Source organism: Mesorhizobium sp. WSM4837 (assembly GCF_055811435.1).
Genome location: NZ_JBVVQE010000009.1, coordinates 77,345 through 92,819, shown reverse-complemented (window position 1 = coordinate 92,819; position 15,475 = coordinate 77,345). Strand labels below are relative to the sequence as shown.

General features: G+C 61.5%; 13 protein-coding genes and 1 tRNA gene. 4 read left to right on the top strand and 10 right to left on the bottom strand.

The features are described 5' to 3' along the window. Positions 1–99: 99 nt before the first annotated feature. From AC0L3D_RS07490 to AC0L3D_RS07470, 5 genes are all read right to left on the bottom strand, one after another. Complete coding sequence (locus AC0L3D_RS07490) at positions 100–975, bottom strand: carbohydrate ABC transporter permease (RefSeq protein ID WP_128169529.1); 876 nt, start codon at positions 973–975, stop codon at positions 100–102. Between the two features lies 1 nt (position 976). After that, positions 977–2,044 carry a carbohydrate ABC transporter permease gene (locus AC0L3D_RS07485; protein ID WP_473531941.1) on the bottom strand — a complete coding sequence of 356 codons (1,068 nt, stop codon included), beginning with the start codon at positions 2,042–2,044 and terminating at the stop codon, positions 977–979. Between the two features lie 68 nt (positions 2,045–2,112). Further along, the gene (locus AC0L3D_RS07480) at positions 2,113–3,375 is read right to left on the bottom strand and encodes an ABC transporter substrate-binding protein (RefSeq protein WP_473643681.1); all 1,263 of its coding nucleotides are present in this window, start codon (positions 3,373–3,375) and stop codon (positions 2,113–2,115) included. Positions 3,376–3,821: 446 nt separating this feature from the next. Next, a tRNA-Val gene (locus tag AC0L3D_RS07475) sits at positions 3,822–3,896 on the bottom strand. Positions 3,897–4,024: 128 nt separating this feature from the next. Further along, positions 4,025–4,708 (bottom strand): phosphoglycolate phosphatase, encoded by a 684-nt coding sequence (locus AC0L3D_RS07470; RefSeq protein ID WP_023801851.1) that lies wholly within the window; start codon positions 4,706–4,708, stop codon positions 4,025–4,027. Positions 4,709–4,874: 166 nt separating this feature from the next. Here AC0L3D_RS07470 and rpiA point away from each other — a divergent pair, with 166 nt between their 5' ends. The 3 genes from rpiA (at position 4,875) to gor (ending at position 7,689) form a co-directional block, all read left to right on the top strand. Then, on the top strand, positions 4,875–5,603 hold the full coding sequence (gene rpiA / locus AC0L3D_RS07465; protein WP_023801850.1) for a ribose-5-phosphate isomerase RpiA: 729 nt from the start codon (positions 4,875–4,877) through the stop codon (positions 5,601–5,603). Beyond that, positions 5,590–6,156 (top strand): DUF2059 domain-containing protein, encoded by a 567-nt coding sequence (locus AC0L3D_RS07460; protein ID WP_473643679.1) that lies wholly within the window; start codon positions 5,590–5,592, stop codon positions 6,154–6,156. The genes rpiA and AC0L3D_RS07460 overlap by 14 nt, the downstream gene beginning before the upstream one ends. A gap of 144 nt (positions 6,157–6,300) precedes the next feature. After that, positions 6,301–7,689 carry a glutathione-disulfide reductase gene (gene gor, locus AC0L3D_RS07455; RefSeq protein ID WP_473643677.1) on the top strand — a complete coding sequence of 463 codons (1,389 nt, stop codon included), beginning with the start codon at positions 6,301–6,303 and terminating at the stop codon, positions 7,687–7,689. A gap of 116 nt (positions 7,690–7,805) precedes the next feature. Here the strand turns inward: gor and AC0L3D_RS07450 are convergent, their stop codons facing one another. The 3 genes from AC0L3D_RS07450 to AC0L3D_RS07440 form a co-directional block, all read right to left on the bottom strand. Continuing rightward, complete coding sequence (locus AC0L3D_RS07450) at positions 7,806–9,710, bottom strand: ABC transporter ATP-binding protein/permease (RefSeq protein ID WP_473643675.1); 1,905 nt, start codon at positions 9,708–9,710, stop codon at positions 7,806–7,808. 499 nt (positions 9,711–10,209) lie between these two features. Beyond that, a complete protein-coding gene (locus tag AC0L3D_RS07445) occupies positions 10,210–10,890 on the bottom strand; it encodes a DsbA family oxidoreductase (protein ID WP_473643673.1) in 681 nt (226 codons plus the stop codon). A gap of 23 nt (positions 10,891–10,913) precedes the next feature. After that, positions 10,914–12,728 (bottom strand): extracellular solute-binding protein, encoded by a 1,815-nt coding sequence (locus AC0L3D_RS07440; protein WP_473643671.1) that lies wholly within the window; start codon positions 12,726–12,728, stop codon positions 10,914–10,916. A 232-nt stretch (positions 12,729–12,960) separates the two neighbouring features. On the opposite strand from AC0L3D_RS07440, the gene AC0L3D_RS07435 reads away from it, so the two are divergent. Beyond that, positions 12,961–13,587, top strand: a complete 627-nt coding sequence (locus tag AC0L3D_RS07435) for an invasion associated locus B family protein (protein ID WP_473643669.1) — start codon at positions 12,961–12,963, stop codon at positions 13,585–13,587. Between the two features lie 137 nt (positions 13,588–13,724). On the opposite strand, the gene hspQ is transcribed toward AC0L3D_RS07435, so the two are convergent. Together hspQ and AC0L3D_RS07425 are read right to left on the bottom strand one after the other, a co-directional pair. Next, a complete protein-coding gene (gene hspQ, locus AC0L3D_RS07430; protein ID WP_023801843.1) occupies positions 13,725–14,048 on the bottom strand; it encodes a heat shock protein HspQ in 324 nt (107 codons plus the stop codon). A 199-nt stretch (positions 14,049–14,247) separates the two neighbouring features. Continuing rightward, complete coding sequence (locus tag AC0L3D_RS07425; protein ID WP_473643667.1) at positions 14,248–15,459, bottom strand: UbiH/UbiF family hydroxylase; 1,212 nt, start codon at positions 15,457–15,459, stop codon at positions 14,248–14,250. Positions 15,460–15,475 lie beyond the last annotated feature (16 nt).

Sequence of the window (15,475 nt, the reverse complement as noted above, 5' to 3'; positions counted from 1 at the left end):
TGCGGCAATTCGGGGCCTCCGATCGATTGGTCGGCCTTGAGGAATGGGGCTGACCGGCCGTCCCAGATCCACTGGCGTTTGAGCGCGAGAGCCATGCAGTCAGCCCTTCACGCCGGTCGAGGCGATCGACGCGATGAAGGCGCGCTGCAGCAACAGGTAGAAGACCAGCACCGGGACGGTGATAAGGGTGAGATAAGCCATGACTTCGCCCCAGGCGACGTTGAGTTGAAAGAAGTAGCCGAGGCCGACCATGACCGGGCGATAGCCTTCCTGCTGCACGACGATGAGCGGCCAGAGATATTGGTTGTACATGACGAGGAATTTCAGGATGGCGGCAGTCGCCAGTACCGGCCCTGAAAGCGGCATGACGACGCGATAGTAGACCTGCCACCAATTCGCGCCCTCCACCCGGCTTGCCTCGATCAGTTCGCCCGGCAGCCCTTTGAAATACTGCACGAACAGGAAGATCGTCAGTCCGTCGGCGATCCACGGAATGATCTGCACCCGGTAGGTATTGAGCCAGCCCCAATGCAGCCCATCAAGCCCGATCCAGGGCAGTTTCGAGACCAGGAGCAGGAGCGGGATAGCGATGGTCTCGAAAGGGATGATCAGCGTCGCGATCACGATCGTGAGCAGGACATCGCGCCCCTTCCACCGCAGGAAAGCAAAGGAGAACGCGGCCAGCGAACAGATCAGCAGCGAGAGAAGGACGGTCACCCCGGTGACCAGAACCGAGTTTAGGACGAACAGGCCGACAGGCGCCCGCCGGAACGCACCGAAATAGTTGTTGAGGCTGATGTCCCCGACGGGCAGGAATGCACGCAGGCTGGAAGTGTCCGCGAGAAGCTGACTGTCCGGCTTGAAGCTCGAGTTGATCATGAACACGAGCGGAAAGACGAAGATCAGCGCGATCAGGCACAGCACCAGATAGCGGACGAACAGCCTGAGGCCGTAATTGTCGGGATCGAAGGCCATCCTAACGCTCCCGTGTCAGCCAGCGCTGGATGAGTGAAATCGCCAGCACGATCGCGAACAGGATGACCGAGATGGTCGAGCCGCCGGAGATGTCCTGCTTGCCGTAGCCGCGCTCGACCGCCTGGAAGACGAGGGTCTGGGTGCTGTCGAGCGGACCGCCATTGGTCATCACGTCGATCTGGGCGAAAAGCGCGAAGCCCTGCATGGTGATCACGACAAGGACAAGCACGGCGGTGTTGCGCAGGCCCGGCCAGGTGACATAGCGGAAGGTCTGCCATCTCGAAGCCCCCTCGATGGCGGCGGCCTCGTAGAGCGTGGGGCTGATCGTCTGCAACCCCGCCAGCCAGATGACCATGTGGAAGCCGACGGCCTGCCAGATCGACATGGCCATGACTGCGGGCAGCGCCGTCGAGGGATTGCCGAGCCAGTCGACGGGCTGAAAGAGGCCGAAGGTGAGGGCCTGGAGGATGCTGTTCAACAGCCCGTTCTGGCCGTCATAGATGAACCGCCAGAGGAGCGAGACCACGACGATGGAGACCACCACCGGCATGAAGTAGATGGTCCGGAACAGGTTGATGCCCCTGACCTTGTGGTTGATCAGCAAAGCAAGCATCAGCGCGAGGCTGCCCTGTACCGGCGCCACGACCAGGACGAACAGGAAGGTGTTTACCAGCGCCTTCATGAACACAACGTCGCTGGCGATGACGATCATGACGTTTTCGCCGGACTGCCAGCGAAACCACTCGCGCATGCCGCGATACTGAGGATAGTCGTCGCTACGGGTGATCTCACGCAGGCGGGGATACTGGATTTCGCCGGCCTCGTTTCGGACCACTTCGCCAGCATCGTCGCGCTCTGGCTTGAGGGTCACCACAGCAAGGCCCAGGAGCTGCTGATAGTTTTCCAACCCGACGAACTGGGTCGGGTTCGGTGACAGCAGCCGCTGATTTGTCAATGACAGACCGATCGCGAAGAAAAACGGCAGCACGATGAATGTGAAGATAAGTGCGAAGCCCGGCAGGACGAATGTCCAGCCCGCCCGGTTCGACAGGGTTAGCTTCGACGCCATTTGCGGTATCCGCCCAGCAAGCCAGAGAGGGTGGAGTCCGCGGCTGGCGAGGACCCCGGCGCGACAGACTAGCGGTGACCGTAGCCACCATTGCTTTCGATGTCGGCGTCGATCTCGTCGACCGCCGCGTCAAGCGTGTCGGCCACGTCGGCGCCATTGGCGATATCGGCCAGTGCCTTGGTGAAGACCTTGGCCTGGACCACGTAGCCCGGGGTGACCGGGCGCACCAGGGCTTGTGCCTTGGAGAGGTCGAAGAACACCGCGAGCGGGCCGCCATCCTTGTAGTACTTCGTCATCTGCGCCGCCGAGGGCGTCGGCGGGATCAGGCCGATGCCGTCGGAGAAGGCGGCCAGGTATTTGTCCTGCGCGGCGAACTTGATGAACTCGGCAGCGCCTTCCGGATGTTTTGACTTGGCCGACACGCCGAATTGCCAAGATCCCGCGCCGATCTTGTTGCCGGCGCCGAAATCGGGGGCTGGAAGGAAGACAACGTCATCCACGGCTTCCATCGTTGCCACCGCGCGCCAGTTGCCGTTCCACTGGAAGGCGAACTTGCCGCCGATGAAACCGGTCTGCTGATCGGCCGGGTCCTCGCTGGTGCCAGGCGCATAGCCTCCGGTAAACAGCGCTTGCCACCACTTGCCAAACGCCTGCGCAGCCTCGCCGTTCAGCGCGCCTTCCGCCGTCTTGTAGGTCGAACGGTCGACAATGTCGCCGCCGAAGCTCTGCAGGAACGGCGAGAAGGCGTAGGAATACCACTCGGCCTGGTCGTTCATGCCGAGATCAAGGGCGAATTCAAACTTGCCGGAGGCCTTGGCGGCATCGAGCGCGGCCATGAATTCCTCTCTCGACCACGGCTTGTCGAGGGTCGGGGTGCGCAAGCCCAGCTCGCCCAGCGTCGATTGGCGTGCAAAAAGCGCCACCGCCGCGTCCCACAGACCGACCGAATAGAGCTTGCCATCCCACACGCCTTTGGTGCCGGGCAGGAAGTCGGCGAACTCGCTCTCGTCGATCGGCAGCGGCTGCAGATAGCCGGCCCAGGCCCAATTGGGCATGACGGGCCCGTCCACATCCAGAATGTCGGGCAGGTTGCCCGCCAGGGCCGCCGCCGCGACGGAATCATTGTAGCTCTTCTCGGGGAAGCTCTCGATGGTCACCGTCCAGTCGGACTGGCTGGTGTTGAAGTCGGAAATAATCTGGTTGAGGATTCGCGACTCCACCTCATTGCCGGCGCCGTGATACCACATGGTCAACTTGGTCTGCGCCAGCGCGGGCGCACACAGACAGGTCGACGCGATCACCACACCGGCAAGGTGTTTTGTCAGTTTCATCTGATATTCCTCCCTTTTGACTTTAAGGACGCTGGCTGGATCCAAGGCGAGGCCGCCAGGACAGCGGGCCGGGAAGCCAGCGCTCAGTTTCGGGTCGGCCGCTACGGGCCCTTGATGGGGTCCAGCAATGTTCGCGGAAGCCGGACGCATTTGCAATTGCGCAGTTTCACCTGGTCGGAGCAGCAGGTCGACGGCGATTTCCCCTCGTCAGTTCCGGGCCACTGAGATAGCAGTTCACCTAGGACGATTTTATCGTCCGTCAACTTTCTCCCGGCCGCGTTCAATGTGCAGCTTGAGCGATTCCAAGGGTAACGAGCGCCTTGTGATGTGTCCCCGGCTGCCTGGCGAGTCGTATGACCAAGTCATGGCAAACCTGGCGATGAGGCGGAAGTTCGAAGCGTAGGCGGCTCCGAAGCGGATGGTAGCTTTGTACCGGAAGCGGGTATTGGTGGGCGATGCAGGGATTGAACCTGCGACCCCACCCGTGTGAAGGGTGTGCTCTCCCGCTGAGCTAATCGCCCGCTCGTTGCCCGAAGGCCAAGCGCGCCGCGATATAAGGGAGGCCGGCCGGGGAAGTCAAGGCGATGTGCTGGCGTTCCGACGAAGACCGAATGCAACCACGCCGGGAGCGGTCCGGTCGCCGTCGCGCTCAGTGCCCGGCAGCGGCAATCAGGCGTTCGGCCAGACCAAGCGTCAGCGCATCGAAATGCGAGATCACCGCCGACGGTTCGAATTCGCGCACATGGCGGTCGGTGTAGCCGAAATCCACCGCCACCACGGGAATGCCGGCCGCCTTCGCCGTATCGATGTCGGTCTGCGAATCACCGACCATCAGCGCGCGGTGCGGATCGCCGCCGGCGAGCACGATGGTTTCGGTCAGATGGCGCGGGTCGGGCTTGCGGAACGCAAACGTGTCCTGACCGCAAATCGCCGCGAAATGCTTCGCCAGGCCGAGCGCCTCGATCAGCGCCACCGAGTTGGCTTCGTATTTGTTCGTGCAGACGGCCAGGAGATAGCCAGCCGCCTCGAATCGCGCGATCGTCTCGACGACGCCGGGGTAGGGGAGCGATTTGCCCGGGATGTTGTCGGTGTAGTGATCGAGGAACAGCTTTAGCAATCGGTCGTGTTCCTCTACCACTAGCGATCTCTGCTGCGCGGCGTGCGCGCGCTCGATCATCACCCGGCCGCCATGGCCGACGAAGCGCTTGAAGCCGGCCTCGTCGACGGCTGCGAGTTCGCTGGCGGCAAGGCTGTGGTTGAGGCTGTCGAGCAGGTCCGGCGCTGTGTCGACCAGCGTCCCGTCGAGGTCGAACACGATGATCGGTCGGGTCATGACATGTCCTGTGACGATTGCGCTGCCGGCAGGCGATAGCCGCTGCAGCCCATCCAGGCAAGCCGTGCCAACTCAATCCACAGGGCGTCAATCCACAGGGCAAAGTCTTTGACCGGACGGGCAAAGATGCTAGGAGCGCCGAAACAAGCGAAATCCGGGGCAAAGCATGGATGCGAGGCAACTGAAGGTCGAGGCCGCGCGGGCGGCACTTGCCCATGTCAGCGATGGCATGCGGCTTGGCATCGGCACCGGCTCGACGGCCGACGAGTTCGTGCGGCTGCTCGCCGAAAAGGTCGCCACCGGCCTTACCATTATCGGCGTGCCGACCTCGGAGCGCACCGCTATCCTCTGCGGCGAGCTTGGCGTGCCACTGTCGACGCTGGAAGAAACGCCCGAGCTCGACCTTACCATCGACGGCGCCGACGAGATCGATCCGGAGCTGACATTGATCAAGGGCGGCGGCGGTGCGCTGCTTCGCGAAAAGATCGTGGCGGCGGCTTCCGCCCGCATGATCGTCATCGCCGACCGTTCGAAGATGGTCGAGACGCTCGGCCGTTTTCCACTGCCGATCGAGGTCAACCCGTTCGGCCTGCGTGCCACGGAAATCGCCGTCGCCGCGGCAGCCGGAAGGCTCGGCCTTTCCGGCCCCGTCACATTGAGGATGACGGGAAGCCAGCCTTTTGTTACAGACGGCGGCCATTTTATCCTCGATGCATCTTTTGGCCGCATTCCGGATACAAGAGCGCTTTCGAATGCTCTCCATGCCATTCCGGGGGTGGTCGAGCATGGTCTTTTCATCGGGCTGGCATCAGCGGCCATCATAGCCGGCGACGGCGTCCAAACCGTCCATGCCGCCCGAAAACCAGGGAGTTCTATCGATCATGATGTCGCATAACCGGGTTCGCCGTTTTTCTGCAATTCTGGCAGCTTCAGCCGTCTTTGCGTTTTCATCGCCGGCGTTCTCGCAGGACGTCAGCGAAGGGCATCTTAAGGCAGCCCGCGCCGCAGTCGCGGCGATCAACGCGACGGACCCGTTCGACAACATCCTGCCGCAGGCCGCCGCCGCGCTTCAGCAGCAGCTTATCCAAAAGAACCCGGACATGCAGGAGCTGATCGGCAGAACGGTTAGCGAAAAGGCTCTGGCGCTGGCCTCGCGGCGCGCCGATCTCGAGAAGGAAGCGGCCCTGGCCTATGCCAAGGTATTTTCCGAAAAAGAGCTTACCGAAATCGCCGCTTTCTACAATTCCGATACCGGCAAGAAACTGCTCGACAGCGGCCAGGCCGTGACGCGTGAGCTGCTCAAGGCCGCCGAGATATGGCAGAACGGCCTCGCTCGCGACCTCGCCCAGCAGGTCGGCGAAACGCTGGCCGCGGCGGCAAAGGCCTCAGCACCGTCAAATGCCGCGGCTCCTGCTGATGGCACGCAGCCGGAAGCACCGAAGAACTGAGCCTGTTTCCGGCGGCGTCATCGCTGCTGGACCGGAAAGCCCGCCTCCGTTGCGCGTCCGACAGGATGCGCGGCGTCCGGGCTTTTCTTTTGGCGGTTTGCAGCCTACCTGTCTCAGACATTTTGAAGGGCAAGGAGCCGCGCCATGGCCGTCTATGACTACGATCTTTTCGTCATCGGCGGCGGCTCCGGCGGGGTGAGGGCGGCGCGCGTGGCGGCGGCGCTCGGCAAGCGCGTCGGCATCGCCGAGGAATACCGCTATGGCGGCACCTGCGTCATCCGCGGCTGCGTGCCGAAAAAGCTCTATGTCTATGCCTCGCAATTTCCCGAGCACTTTGCCGACGCCGCCGGTTACGGCTGGACCGTGCCGCAGGCGAGCTTCGACTGGCAGACACTGGTTGCCAACAAGGATCGCGAGATCAGCCGGCTGGAAGCTATCTACAGGAAAAATGTCCAAGGCGCCGGCGGCGAGACGTTTCAGTCACGCGCCATGCTGGTCGATCCGCATGCGGTGCATCTTCTCGGCGAGGACCGCACCGTCACCGCCGACCAGATTCTCATCGCCACCGGCGGCCGCCCGGCACCGCACCCGGCTCTGCCCGGCCATGAGCATTGTATCTTTTCCAACGAAGCCTTCGATCTCAAGGAATTGCCTGACGCGATCATGATCGAGGGCGGCGGCTATATTGCCGTCGAGTTCGCCAACATCTTTCACGGCCTCGGCGTCGACACAACGCTGGTCTATCGCGGCAAGGAGATTCTCTCCCGCTTCGACATGGATCTCAGGCGCATGCTGCACGAGACGATGGAAAAGAAGGGGATAAAAATCCTCTGCCATGCCGTGTCCGAATGGGTCAGGAAGCGTCCCGACGGGCGCCTCGACGCTGTCGTCACCGGCGGCAAGGTGCTGACGGTGGATCAGGTCATGCTCGCCATCGGGCGTCTGCCCAACACCGAAAACATGGGGCTTGAGGGGGTCGGCATCGAGATGACCAGGACCGGCGCTATCCATGTGGACCAATATTCGCGCACCAGCATCGACAACATCTGGGCGATCGGCGACGTCACCAACCGCGTGCAACTGACGCCGGTGGCGATCCATGAGGCGATGTGTTTCGTCGAGACCGCCTTCAAGGGCAACCTGACCGCGCCCGACCATGAAACGATCGCCACAGCGGTGTTCTCGCAGCCCGAGATCGGCACGGTCGGCCTGTCGGAAGACGAGGCCATAAAGCGTTTTTCCGACGTCGAGGTCTACCGCGCCACCTTCCGGCCGATGCGCAACACTCTGTCGGGCCGCGACGAAAAGATGCTGATGAAGCTGGTGGTCGACGGCGCCTCGAAAAAGGTGCTCGGCGCCCATATCCTCGGGCCTGATGCCGGCGAGATGGCGCAGCTTCTCGGCATTCCGCTGAAGGCCGGGCTGACCAAGGATAACTTCGATCGCACGATGGCCGTGCACCCAACCGCGGCGGAAGAACTCGTCACCATGTACAAGCCGACCTACCGGGTGAGGGACGGCGAGCGCGCCTGACGTTTTGCCCGTATCGTCACCAATGGTGCATCTATGCACCAAGGCAATGGTGCAGCGCCACTCGACCGCAGATCACCAATCCGATGCGACACTGTGCAACGATATTCTGTTCGCCGCTATTTCTGCCTGATGCGGCGAGGGAAGCGCAGCCATCTTTCCTCGACCGGCCTTGTTTCCTCGACTGGCCTGGGGTGCGCGAGGATGGTGGTGAGCTCGACCGGCAGGCTCGGCGCCAGCGGCTTTTTGGTCGCGACGCCGTCCGCGATGGCAACGATGCTGTGGTAGAATTCGGCGCCTGAAAGCGACCTTGGCGGCACGGCCTCGTGCATGATCGAGATCACCATGACATCTGGACAATTGTCCTTGATCGCTTGATGGAAGGCAATCTTCCCTTCCGGATCGAGCGCCCCGGTCGCTTCGTCGAGGAACAGCAGCCCCGGCTGCTGCAGCACGATACGAGCGACAACCAGCTTCTGTTTCTGGCCGCCCGAAAGCACCTGGTCCCAGCTCATTCCGTCACGGCTTTCATCGGCCATGTGTTCGATGATATCGCCAAGGCCGGCTTTGTGCAGAGCCGATGCAACCTGCGTGTCGGTGTGATCGCGCTCTGAACCGGGCAGGCAGACCAGTTGCTTCAGCGAGACCTGCTGCAGCTTGACCTCCTGGGCGGCATAGAAACTTTCGACCCCTTCCGGGAAGACGATGGAGCCGCGGCCATAGGGCCACAGGCCGTTGATCGCCTTGATCAGCGATGTCTTGCCGCAGCCGGATTCGCCCTTCAGGAACGTCCACTCGCCACGCCGGAAGCGCAAATTCGCGGCACTCAGGAAGGGCGTGGCGTCCTCGCCCTGATGGGTCAGCTCGAGTTTCTGGATGGTCAGGCCGAAAACCGGGTTCTGACGGTCGTAGCGGAAATCGGAACAGCCGGTGAGACTATAGAATTCCTGCGGGTGTTGGACGTTTTCGATCGCGTTGGCGAGTTCGGTCACGCGTAGGCTGTTGGCGCGCAGCGCCGCAATGGAAGGCATGACATGGATGAACCACGAACATTGATTGATGAGTGAGTTGACCATCTCGGAGCCCGTTATGTAGCCCTTGAGGTCGAAACGGTTGTGGATATAGGGCACCAGGCCCGGCGCGTAGGCGACAATGCGGGCGCCGATGAAAGTGTAGACCAGCTCGAAAGAACGATAGCTGGTGTTGACGATGTTCAGCCTTGCCCAGGTGCGGTCGATGTCGACATAAAGCCGTTCGTGCATCGTCTTTTGCACATTCTCGCCCTGGGAGGCGGCGACATGGAAACTGCGGCGCAGGAACGTGGTCAGCTCGCCGCGATAACTGCCTTCGGATTGCTGCATCCGGATGTTGATCCGTTCCAGCAACCTGCCGAGCTTCACCGCGATCCAGGTGTTCAGCGGCACGTAAATGGCGACCGCCAGGAAAGCCAGGACCGCGCTGCCATAGCTGCCGAGGAACTCCAGCCCTTTCACCTCTGCCGAGGTTTCAAGCAGTTTCCGGCCGACGAAATAAAGCGATGTGGCGACAGCCATCACCCCGATGGCGAGGCCGATGGCTCCGCCGGTCATGTCCTTGATCGATTCCTGGACACGCTGGTCGATGTTGTCGGGGGCAGCAGCGCCGGAGGAACCGTGCTGAGCATGGAAATGCGTGTGATTGGTGTCGAGAAGCGCTGCGTTGAAGCGGCTGTCCAGCCAAGCGCGCCATTTGCGATGCAGCGTCGCGGAAACAAAAGTGCGGATGCCGGTAAAGCCCGCGTCTTTGAGCACGACCAGAAGGATGAGCACGCCGGCATTGGTGAGCAGCGACGCGAGCGGCGTGGTGTTCGCGGCGTCGTGGTAGAAGGCGATCGAGTTGACCAGTTCCCCGGATGCTTCGGCGAACCAGACGCCAGCCTTGCTGGAGAGCGCGGTAAACAGGGCGATGACCAGCGTCAGCGTCCAGGCCTCCACCCAGCGATCCGAGAACCAGTAGGCCCGCATCAGTCCCCAGAAGCTGCGCATCGAGGAAACCGGTGTCAGGAGCGGCGACCTTGCGGCACCGCGGAGCCATTTTTCCGATATTGAATGTCGCCCTGGTCTACCGACCCGAATCACAATCCCGCCCAACCCTCTTTTAGTTTTGTTACAGACAGTAACACCAATTGATCATTTTCCATTATCTTTTCTCGGGCTGTCGAGGATTGAACCCCTGGCCGTTGCCATTAAGCAACAGCGGCAACGCCTTGCGAGGTCGCCCTCGACGCAGATTATCCGTCTAATATCAATGAGTTGCTGATTCACGTGTGCATGCGTCAGCATCTTCCCCAAGGGAAAGCTTTTGCACAGTTTTGTTATGGGAAGAGCGTGATCGATCGGCCGATTTTTATGCTGCGGAAGACGAATCGACGCAAAGCGCGCCGTCATCTTTGTTGCCATATCGACCTGGCGGCAGCCGGAAAGTGACCGGAGGGCGTTGGCTGCTGTGGCGATGTCGCCAAACGCGTCTATGGAAGGACGTCTATCAGTTCGCTTTCTTCAACTCGCCCCGCGCCTTCGCCGCCGCTACCTGGCGAATGGCGTCGGTGAGCGTGTCAACGTCTTGCGCGCCCATCACCGCATACTTGCCCTCAAGCAGAAAGCACGGCACGCCCGTGATGCCCATGCTCGATGCGGTGGCGATTTCGGTGCGCACCGCCTCGACATCTGCGTCCGTCGGCAAAAGCGTCTCGACGACGGACGCATCCATACCGGCCTCGCGGGCGGCGTTGATCAGCACGACATGGTCGCCGAGATTGGCGCCTTCCTCGAAATTCAACTGGAACAGACGTCGAACCAGCCGGTTCTGCATGACCTCGCCGGCGGCACCAGCCCAACGGATGAGGCGGTGCGCGTCCAGCGTGTTGGGCGCAACCTTTATGGCGGCCAAGGCGAAATTGATGCCCTCGGCTTCGCCCAATGGCTCGATGCGGGCGTGGATCTCGCTGACGCGTTCGTCACTGCCGAATTTGGCCATCATGTATTCGCGGCGATCCTTGCCTTCGGGCGGGATGGTTGGGTCGAGCTGGAACGGCCGCCAGCGAATATGCACCTCGACCTCGTTTGCCGCGGCGATCGCCTTGTCGAGCCGCTTCTGGCCGATGAAGCACCAGGGGCAGACGACGTCGGAGACCACATCGACGGTAATCGACTTCGCGTCGCTCATCTTGATCTCCTGTTCCGAAGAGGTCACTTCGGCTTGCGCCACCATGTCGGCAGTCGATAACCGGATATGGGGGTCTTTCGCGGATGTTCCAGATAGCTCCAGTAGGCGAGCCATTGCTGCGTGTTGTGCTGCATCGGAACCATGTAGTGGCCGGAGATCAACAACCTGTCGAGGACCCGGACGGCGGCAACATAATCTTCGCGGCTGCGGGCGTCGACAATCGCCTCAAGTGCTGCATCAATCGCCGGATCGGCGACGCCAGCAAGGTTGAACGACCCTTCGGCATTGGCGGCAGCCGATCCCCAGCGCCCGAACTGCTCGATGCCCGGCGACAGCGAGTTCTCGAAGCCGCTGGCGCCGATCAGCACCTCGAAATTGAAACGTTGCTTACGTGACTGGATCTGGTCGCCGTCAAGGCTGCGGATGGTGACATCGATGCCGATCTTCGCAAGCGTGCGCTGGTAGATGGCGGCAAGGCGCTCCTCGTTCTGGGAGGCGGTCAGGATCTCGAAGCCGAAGGGTTTCTCCTCGGGATCGAGCATCACTCCATCCTGCAAGGCATAGCCCGCGCCTTTGAATATGTCGAAGGCGGCTTTCAGCACCTTGCGGTCCTGGCCCGAGCCGTCGGTGACAGGTGGCCGCCAGGTGCCGTCCATGACATCGGCTGGCACACGACCCGGGTAGGGCGCCAGGAGCGCCTTTTCCCTGTCGTCGGCCGGATGGCCGAGTGCCGACAACTCGGAATTCTGCCAATAGCTCATGGTGCGCATGTACTTGCCGCCAAACAAGTTCTTGTTGGCCCATTCGAAGTCGTAGAGCATGCCGAGCGCGCGTCGAACCACCGGATTGGAAAACTTCTGCAGCCGCGTGTTGAACAGGAACCCCGTCACCACTGGCGGGATGCCGGTGTCGAACGTTTCGGCGATCACGTCGCCCTTGTGGAAGGCCGGGAAGTCGAGATCGCGCTCGCGCTTGACCGGATCGCTGTCGTCAGCGATGGCGCAGATGCCTTTCTTGAAAGCTTCCAGCTTGGCGTTGGCGTTGAGGAAATATTCGATGGTGATCTGGTCGTAATTGTCGAAACCGCGCTTGGCGGGGATGTCCTTGCCCCAATAATTCGGGTTGCGCTTGAACACGATGCGCTGGCCAGGCGCCACATGCGCCACGGTGTAGGGGCCGCTGCCGATCACCGGTTTCAGCGTGGTCCTGTCGAAGGTCGCCTTGTCGAAAGCGTGCTTCGGCACGATCGGCGTCATCGCGATAACCAACGGAGTCTCGCGATTAGCCTTGTCGTTGAATGTAAAGCGCACGCTGCGGTCGCCGGTCTTTTCCAGTTTGGCGACCATGCTCATGCGGGCGCTGTAGGGTGGCCGGCCTTTCTCGGTAAAAACGTCGTAGGTGAACAGCACGTCTTCCGCAGTCACCGGTTGACCATCAGACCATTTGGCCCTCGGATCGAGGTGGAATTCGATGCTCTTGCGCTCCGGATTCATGTCGGCAGTGTCGGCAAGCAGGCCGTAAAGACTGAAGGCCTCATCGTCGTTGCGCTGCATCAACGGCTCGAAGACGAGATTGCCGAAAATCCTGTCGATCATGCCGCGTGCCGTCGTGCGCAGGCTCTTCAGGATGAACGGGTTGAGATTGTCGAAGCTGCCAACGACGCAATAGGTGATGCTGCCGCCCTTCGGCGCATCGGGATTGACGTAGTTGAAATGCGCATAGTCGGCCGGCAGCGCCGGCTCGCCCTGCATGGCGATCGCGTGTTTCGGCTCCGACAAGGCCGGCTGGGGCGAAAGGGTGATAATCGCGGCGATCAGCCAAACAAGAACGCGGCCCATGACCGTCTCCTTACCGGGTCGGCTTGATGATTCGGAGCGCACCCTAACATGAGCCGACCGCCTCCCGGCTAATCGCGAGCTCAAGAATTGCGGGTATCGGGCTGGATTTGGCACCGCTTGCAGTGTAACACGCCGTTCGAAGTCATTCTGTTGCCTCATTTCGGCAACAGTTAGCTGGACCACACGGCGCGAAGAAGCCGGTCCCGGGATCATTTGAGAGGAAGTGCACGATATGACGAGCCTGAACAGCAACGCGTACCGCCTGTCGGTCATGGCCGCTGGAGTGGTCGGCTTTTTGGGCGCACAGCTTCCCGCTGCTCTTGCGCAGCAACAGCAGATTCCGCAGGGCTGGTTCAAAGCCTGCACCAAGCAGGAAGACGTCGACATCTGCAATGTCCAGAACATCACCACCGCCGGCAACGGCCAGCTCGTCACCGGCGTCAGCCTGATCGAATTGAAGGGCAAGGTAAACCGCAAGGTGTTCCAGGTGACGGTTCCGAGCGGTCGCCTGATTCCTCCCGGCATTGGCCTCCAGATCGACACCGCGAAGGCGCAGAAGCTCGACTATGTGATCTGCTTCCCCGACCGCTGCGTGGCGGAAGTGCCGCTGACCGATCAGCTCATCAGTTCCTTCAAGAAGGGTTCGAACCTGACGCTGACCTCAGTCAATTTCCAGAACCAGCCGAACCCGATCAAGGTCGCTCTGACCGGCTTCAGCGGCGCCTTCGACGGGCCGCCGCTGCAGCAGTCGGACATCGAGGATCGGCAGAAGAAGCTTCAGGATTTCGTTGCCAAGAACAACCAGGACTTCGCCAAGAAGCTCAAGGAAGAACAGGACAAGGCGAAGACCGCCAACTGATTCCTGAGGCAAACAAGACAATTTCTCAAGCCAACAAAAAGCGGGGTCATGCCCCGCTTTTTTGTTCCGTCCGGCCATTTCTTGATCCGATCCCACGAGGCCCGCAATCGCGTCAGGTCCCCGCGCTTTTCGTCAGCTCAATGTCTTGACTGGCGTCTAGGCTCGTAGCGTCCGTCCGGCCTCTTGTCGAACATCTCGCCGATCTCTGGATGCCGCACCGGTTCGCCAGACCGATCCTCGAGCAGGTTCTGCTCAGACACGTAGGCGATGTATTCCGTTTCCGAATTCTCGGCGAGCAAGTGGTAGAAGGGCTGGTCCTTGCGCGGCCGCACATCCGCCGGGATCGCCTCGTACCATTCGTCGGTGTTGGCGAATTGCGGGTCGACATCGAAAATGATGCCGCGGAACGGAAACAGCCGGTGGCGGACCACCTGTCCGATCGAGAATTTGGCTGTTTTCATCATGGAACTCACCACTAAGTCCTAGAGTGCCGCGCCTTGGAATGCGCAAAGACTCCCTAAGACCTTGAATTTACGCGTTACGCTTCAAAAAATCGAGCCCGACTTATGGCTGATACCTGACCTATTTGACGCAGACGCCGCATGATTTCAATGCCGAACGCTTGACGCCCCGCCAAGCTACGGGCCAGCCCGCCCTGTGCTAGCGCCGGATCTGTTTCCTTAAGCCGCCGGCGAGCGCTGCAAAACCACTGCCGGGCCGCAGCCCCTCGCGCATGAAAAAGGCGCGGAGCGGCGCGAATCCGCCGAGCACGCCAAGGCCAGCACTGCGCGCCATCTGTGCCGGCAGCATCTGCGAGAGCAGCGATTTGTTGAGCAGGTTGACCGCATTGCTGCGCGCCAGGATGTCGAGCCGGCGCTTGAAATCATAGGCTGCGAGGGCCTTGACGGCGCCCGGGTCATCCCTGTTTTTGCAAGCAATTCCAATCAGATCATCGATATCCCTGATACCAAGGTTGAGACCTTGTGCGCCGATCGGCGGAAACACATGGGCGGCTTCGCCGACAAGTGCGACCCGGTTGCGCGCGAAGCACCGCGGCGTCACGCCGGAAAGCTGGTAGATCTGCCGGCCGGGTTCGACGGAAACCCGGCCCAGCATCGATTGCATCCGCTGTTCGACGCGCATCGAAAGCGCCGCGTCGTCCAGTGCGGCGAGTTCCTTCGCCGTTTCCGGCTCTACCACCCAGACAAGGCTGGACCGGTTGCCGGGCAGGGGAACCTGGGTGAACGGGCCGGTCTCGGTGTGGAACTCGGTCGACGTGAAAGAGTGGTCGCTGCGGTGGCCGAAATTGAGAACCAATGCCGCCTGCGGATAGGACCGCGCCGACGTCGAGATGCCGGCAGCCTCGCGGGCCGGCGACAAACGGCCATCGGCAGCGACGGCCAGCGATGCCGTGATCTCGCTGCCGTCAGGCAGGATCGCATGCGCATGGTCGCCGTCCAGGCGCCAGGTCTCCACCATCGCTTTTCGCCATTCGATGCCGGAATGGGCGGCAACAACACGGGCAAGTGCGGGGTTGAGCGCACTATTGGGTAAATTCAGCCCGAACTGCTGCTCGCCGATTTCGCTGGCGCGGAAAATGACCACCGGGCTGCGGATCAGCCGGCTGGTTGCATCGACTATGCGCATCACCCTCAGCGGTGCGGCCTGGGACCTCACCGCATCGAGGACGCCCAACCACTCGAGGATCTTCAGGGCCGGGTTCATCAGGGCCGTCGTGCGGCCGTCCTGGCCATTTGCCTCGGGTCCGACGAGCGTCACGGGAAAGCCGGCGTCTGCGAAACCAAGCGCTGCAATCAGCCCTGCCGGGCCACTGCCGGCCACCAGTATCCGTGCTGTTTCCCGACGGTCCAATTCGGCTTCCCGGTTG

Coding starts and splice junctions, on each gene's coding strand:
- rpiA (WP_023801850.1), top strand. CDS start 4,875: ATGGATGCGAGGCAACTGAAGGTCGAGGCCGCGCGGGCGGCACTTGCC.
- AC0L3D_RS07445 (WP_473643673.1), bottom strand. CDS start 10,890: ATGAGCGACGCGAAGTCGATTACCGTCGATGTGGTCTCCGACGTCGTC.
- hspQ (WP_023801843.1), bottom strand. CDS start 14,048: ATGAAAACAGCCAAATTCTCGATCGGACAGGTGGTCCGCCACCGGCTG.
- AC0L3D_RS07490 (WP_128169529.1), bottom strand. CDS start 975: ATGGCCTTCGATCCCGACAATTACGGCCTCAGGCTGTTCGTCCGCTAT.
- AC0L3D_RS07460 (WP_473643679.1), top strand. CDS start 5,590: ATGATGTCGCATAACCGGGTTCGCCGTTTTTCTGCAATTCTGGCAGCT.
- AC0L3D_RS07440 (WP_473643671.1), bottom strand. CDS start 12,728: ATGGGCCGCGTTCTTGTTTGGCTGATCGCCGCGATTATCACCCTTTCG.
- AC0L3D_RS07480 (WP_473643681.1), bottom strand. CDS start 3,375: ATGAAACTGACAAAACACCTTGCCGGTGTGGTGATCGCGTCGACCTGT.
- AC0L3D_RS07435 (WP_473643669.1), top strand. CDS start 12,961: ATGACGAGCCTGAACAGCAACGCGTACCGCCTGTCGGTCATGGCCGCT.
- AC0L3D_RS07470 (WP_023801851.1), bottom strand. CDS start 4,708: ATGACCCGACCGATCATCGTGTTCGACCTCGACGGGACGCTGGTCGAC.
- AC0L3D_RS07450 (WP_473643675.1), bottom strand. CDS start 9,710: ATGCGCAGCTTCTGGGGACTGATGCGGGCCTACTGGTTCTCGGATCGC.
- AC0L3D_RS07485 (WP_473531941.1), bottom strand. CDS start 2,044: ATGGCGTCGAAGCTAACCCTGTCGAACCGGGCGGGCTGGACATTCGTC.
- gor (WP_473643677.1), top strand. CDS start 6,301: ATGGCCGTCTATGACTACGATCTTTTCGTCATCGGCGGCGGCTCCGGC.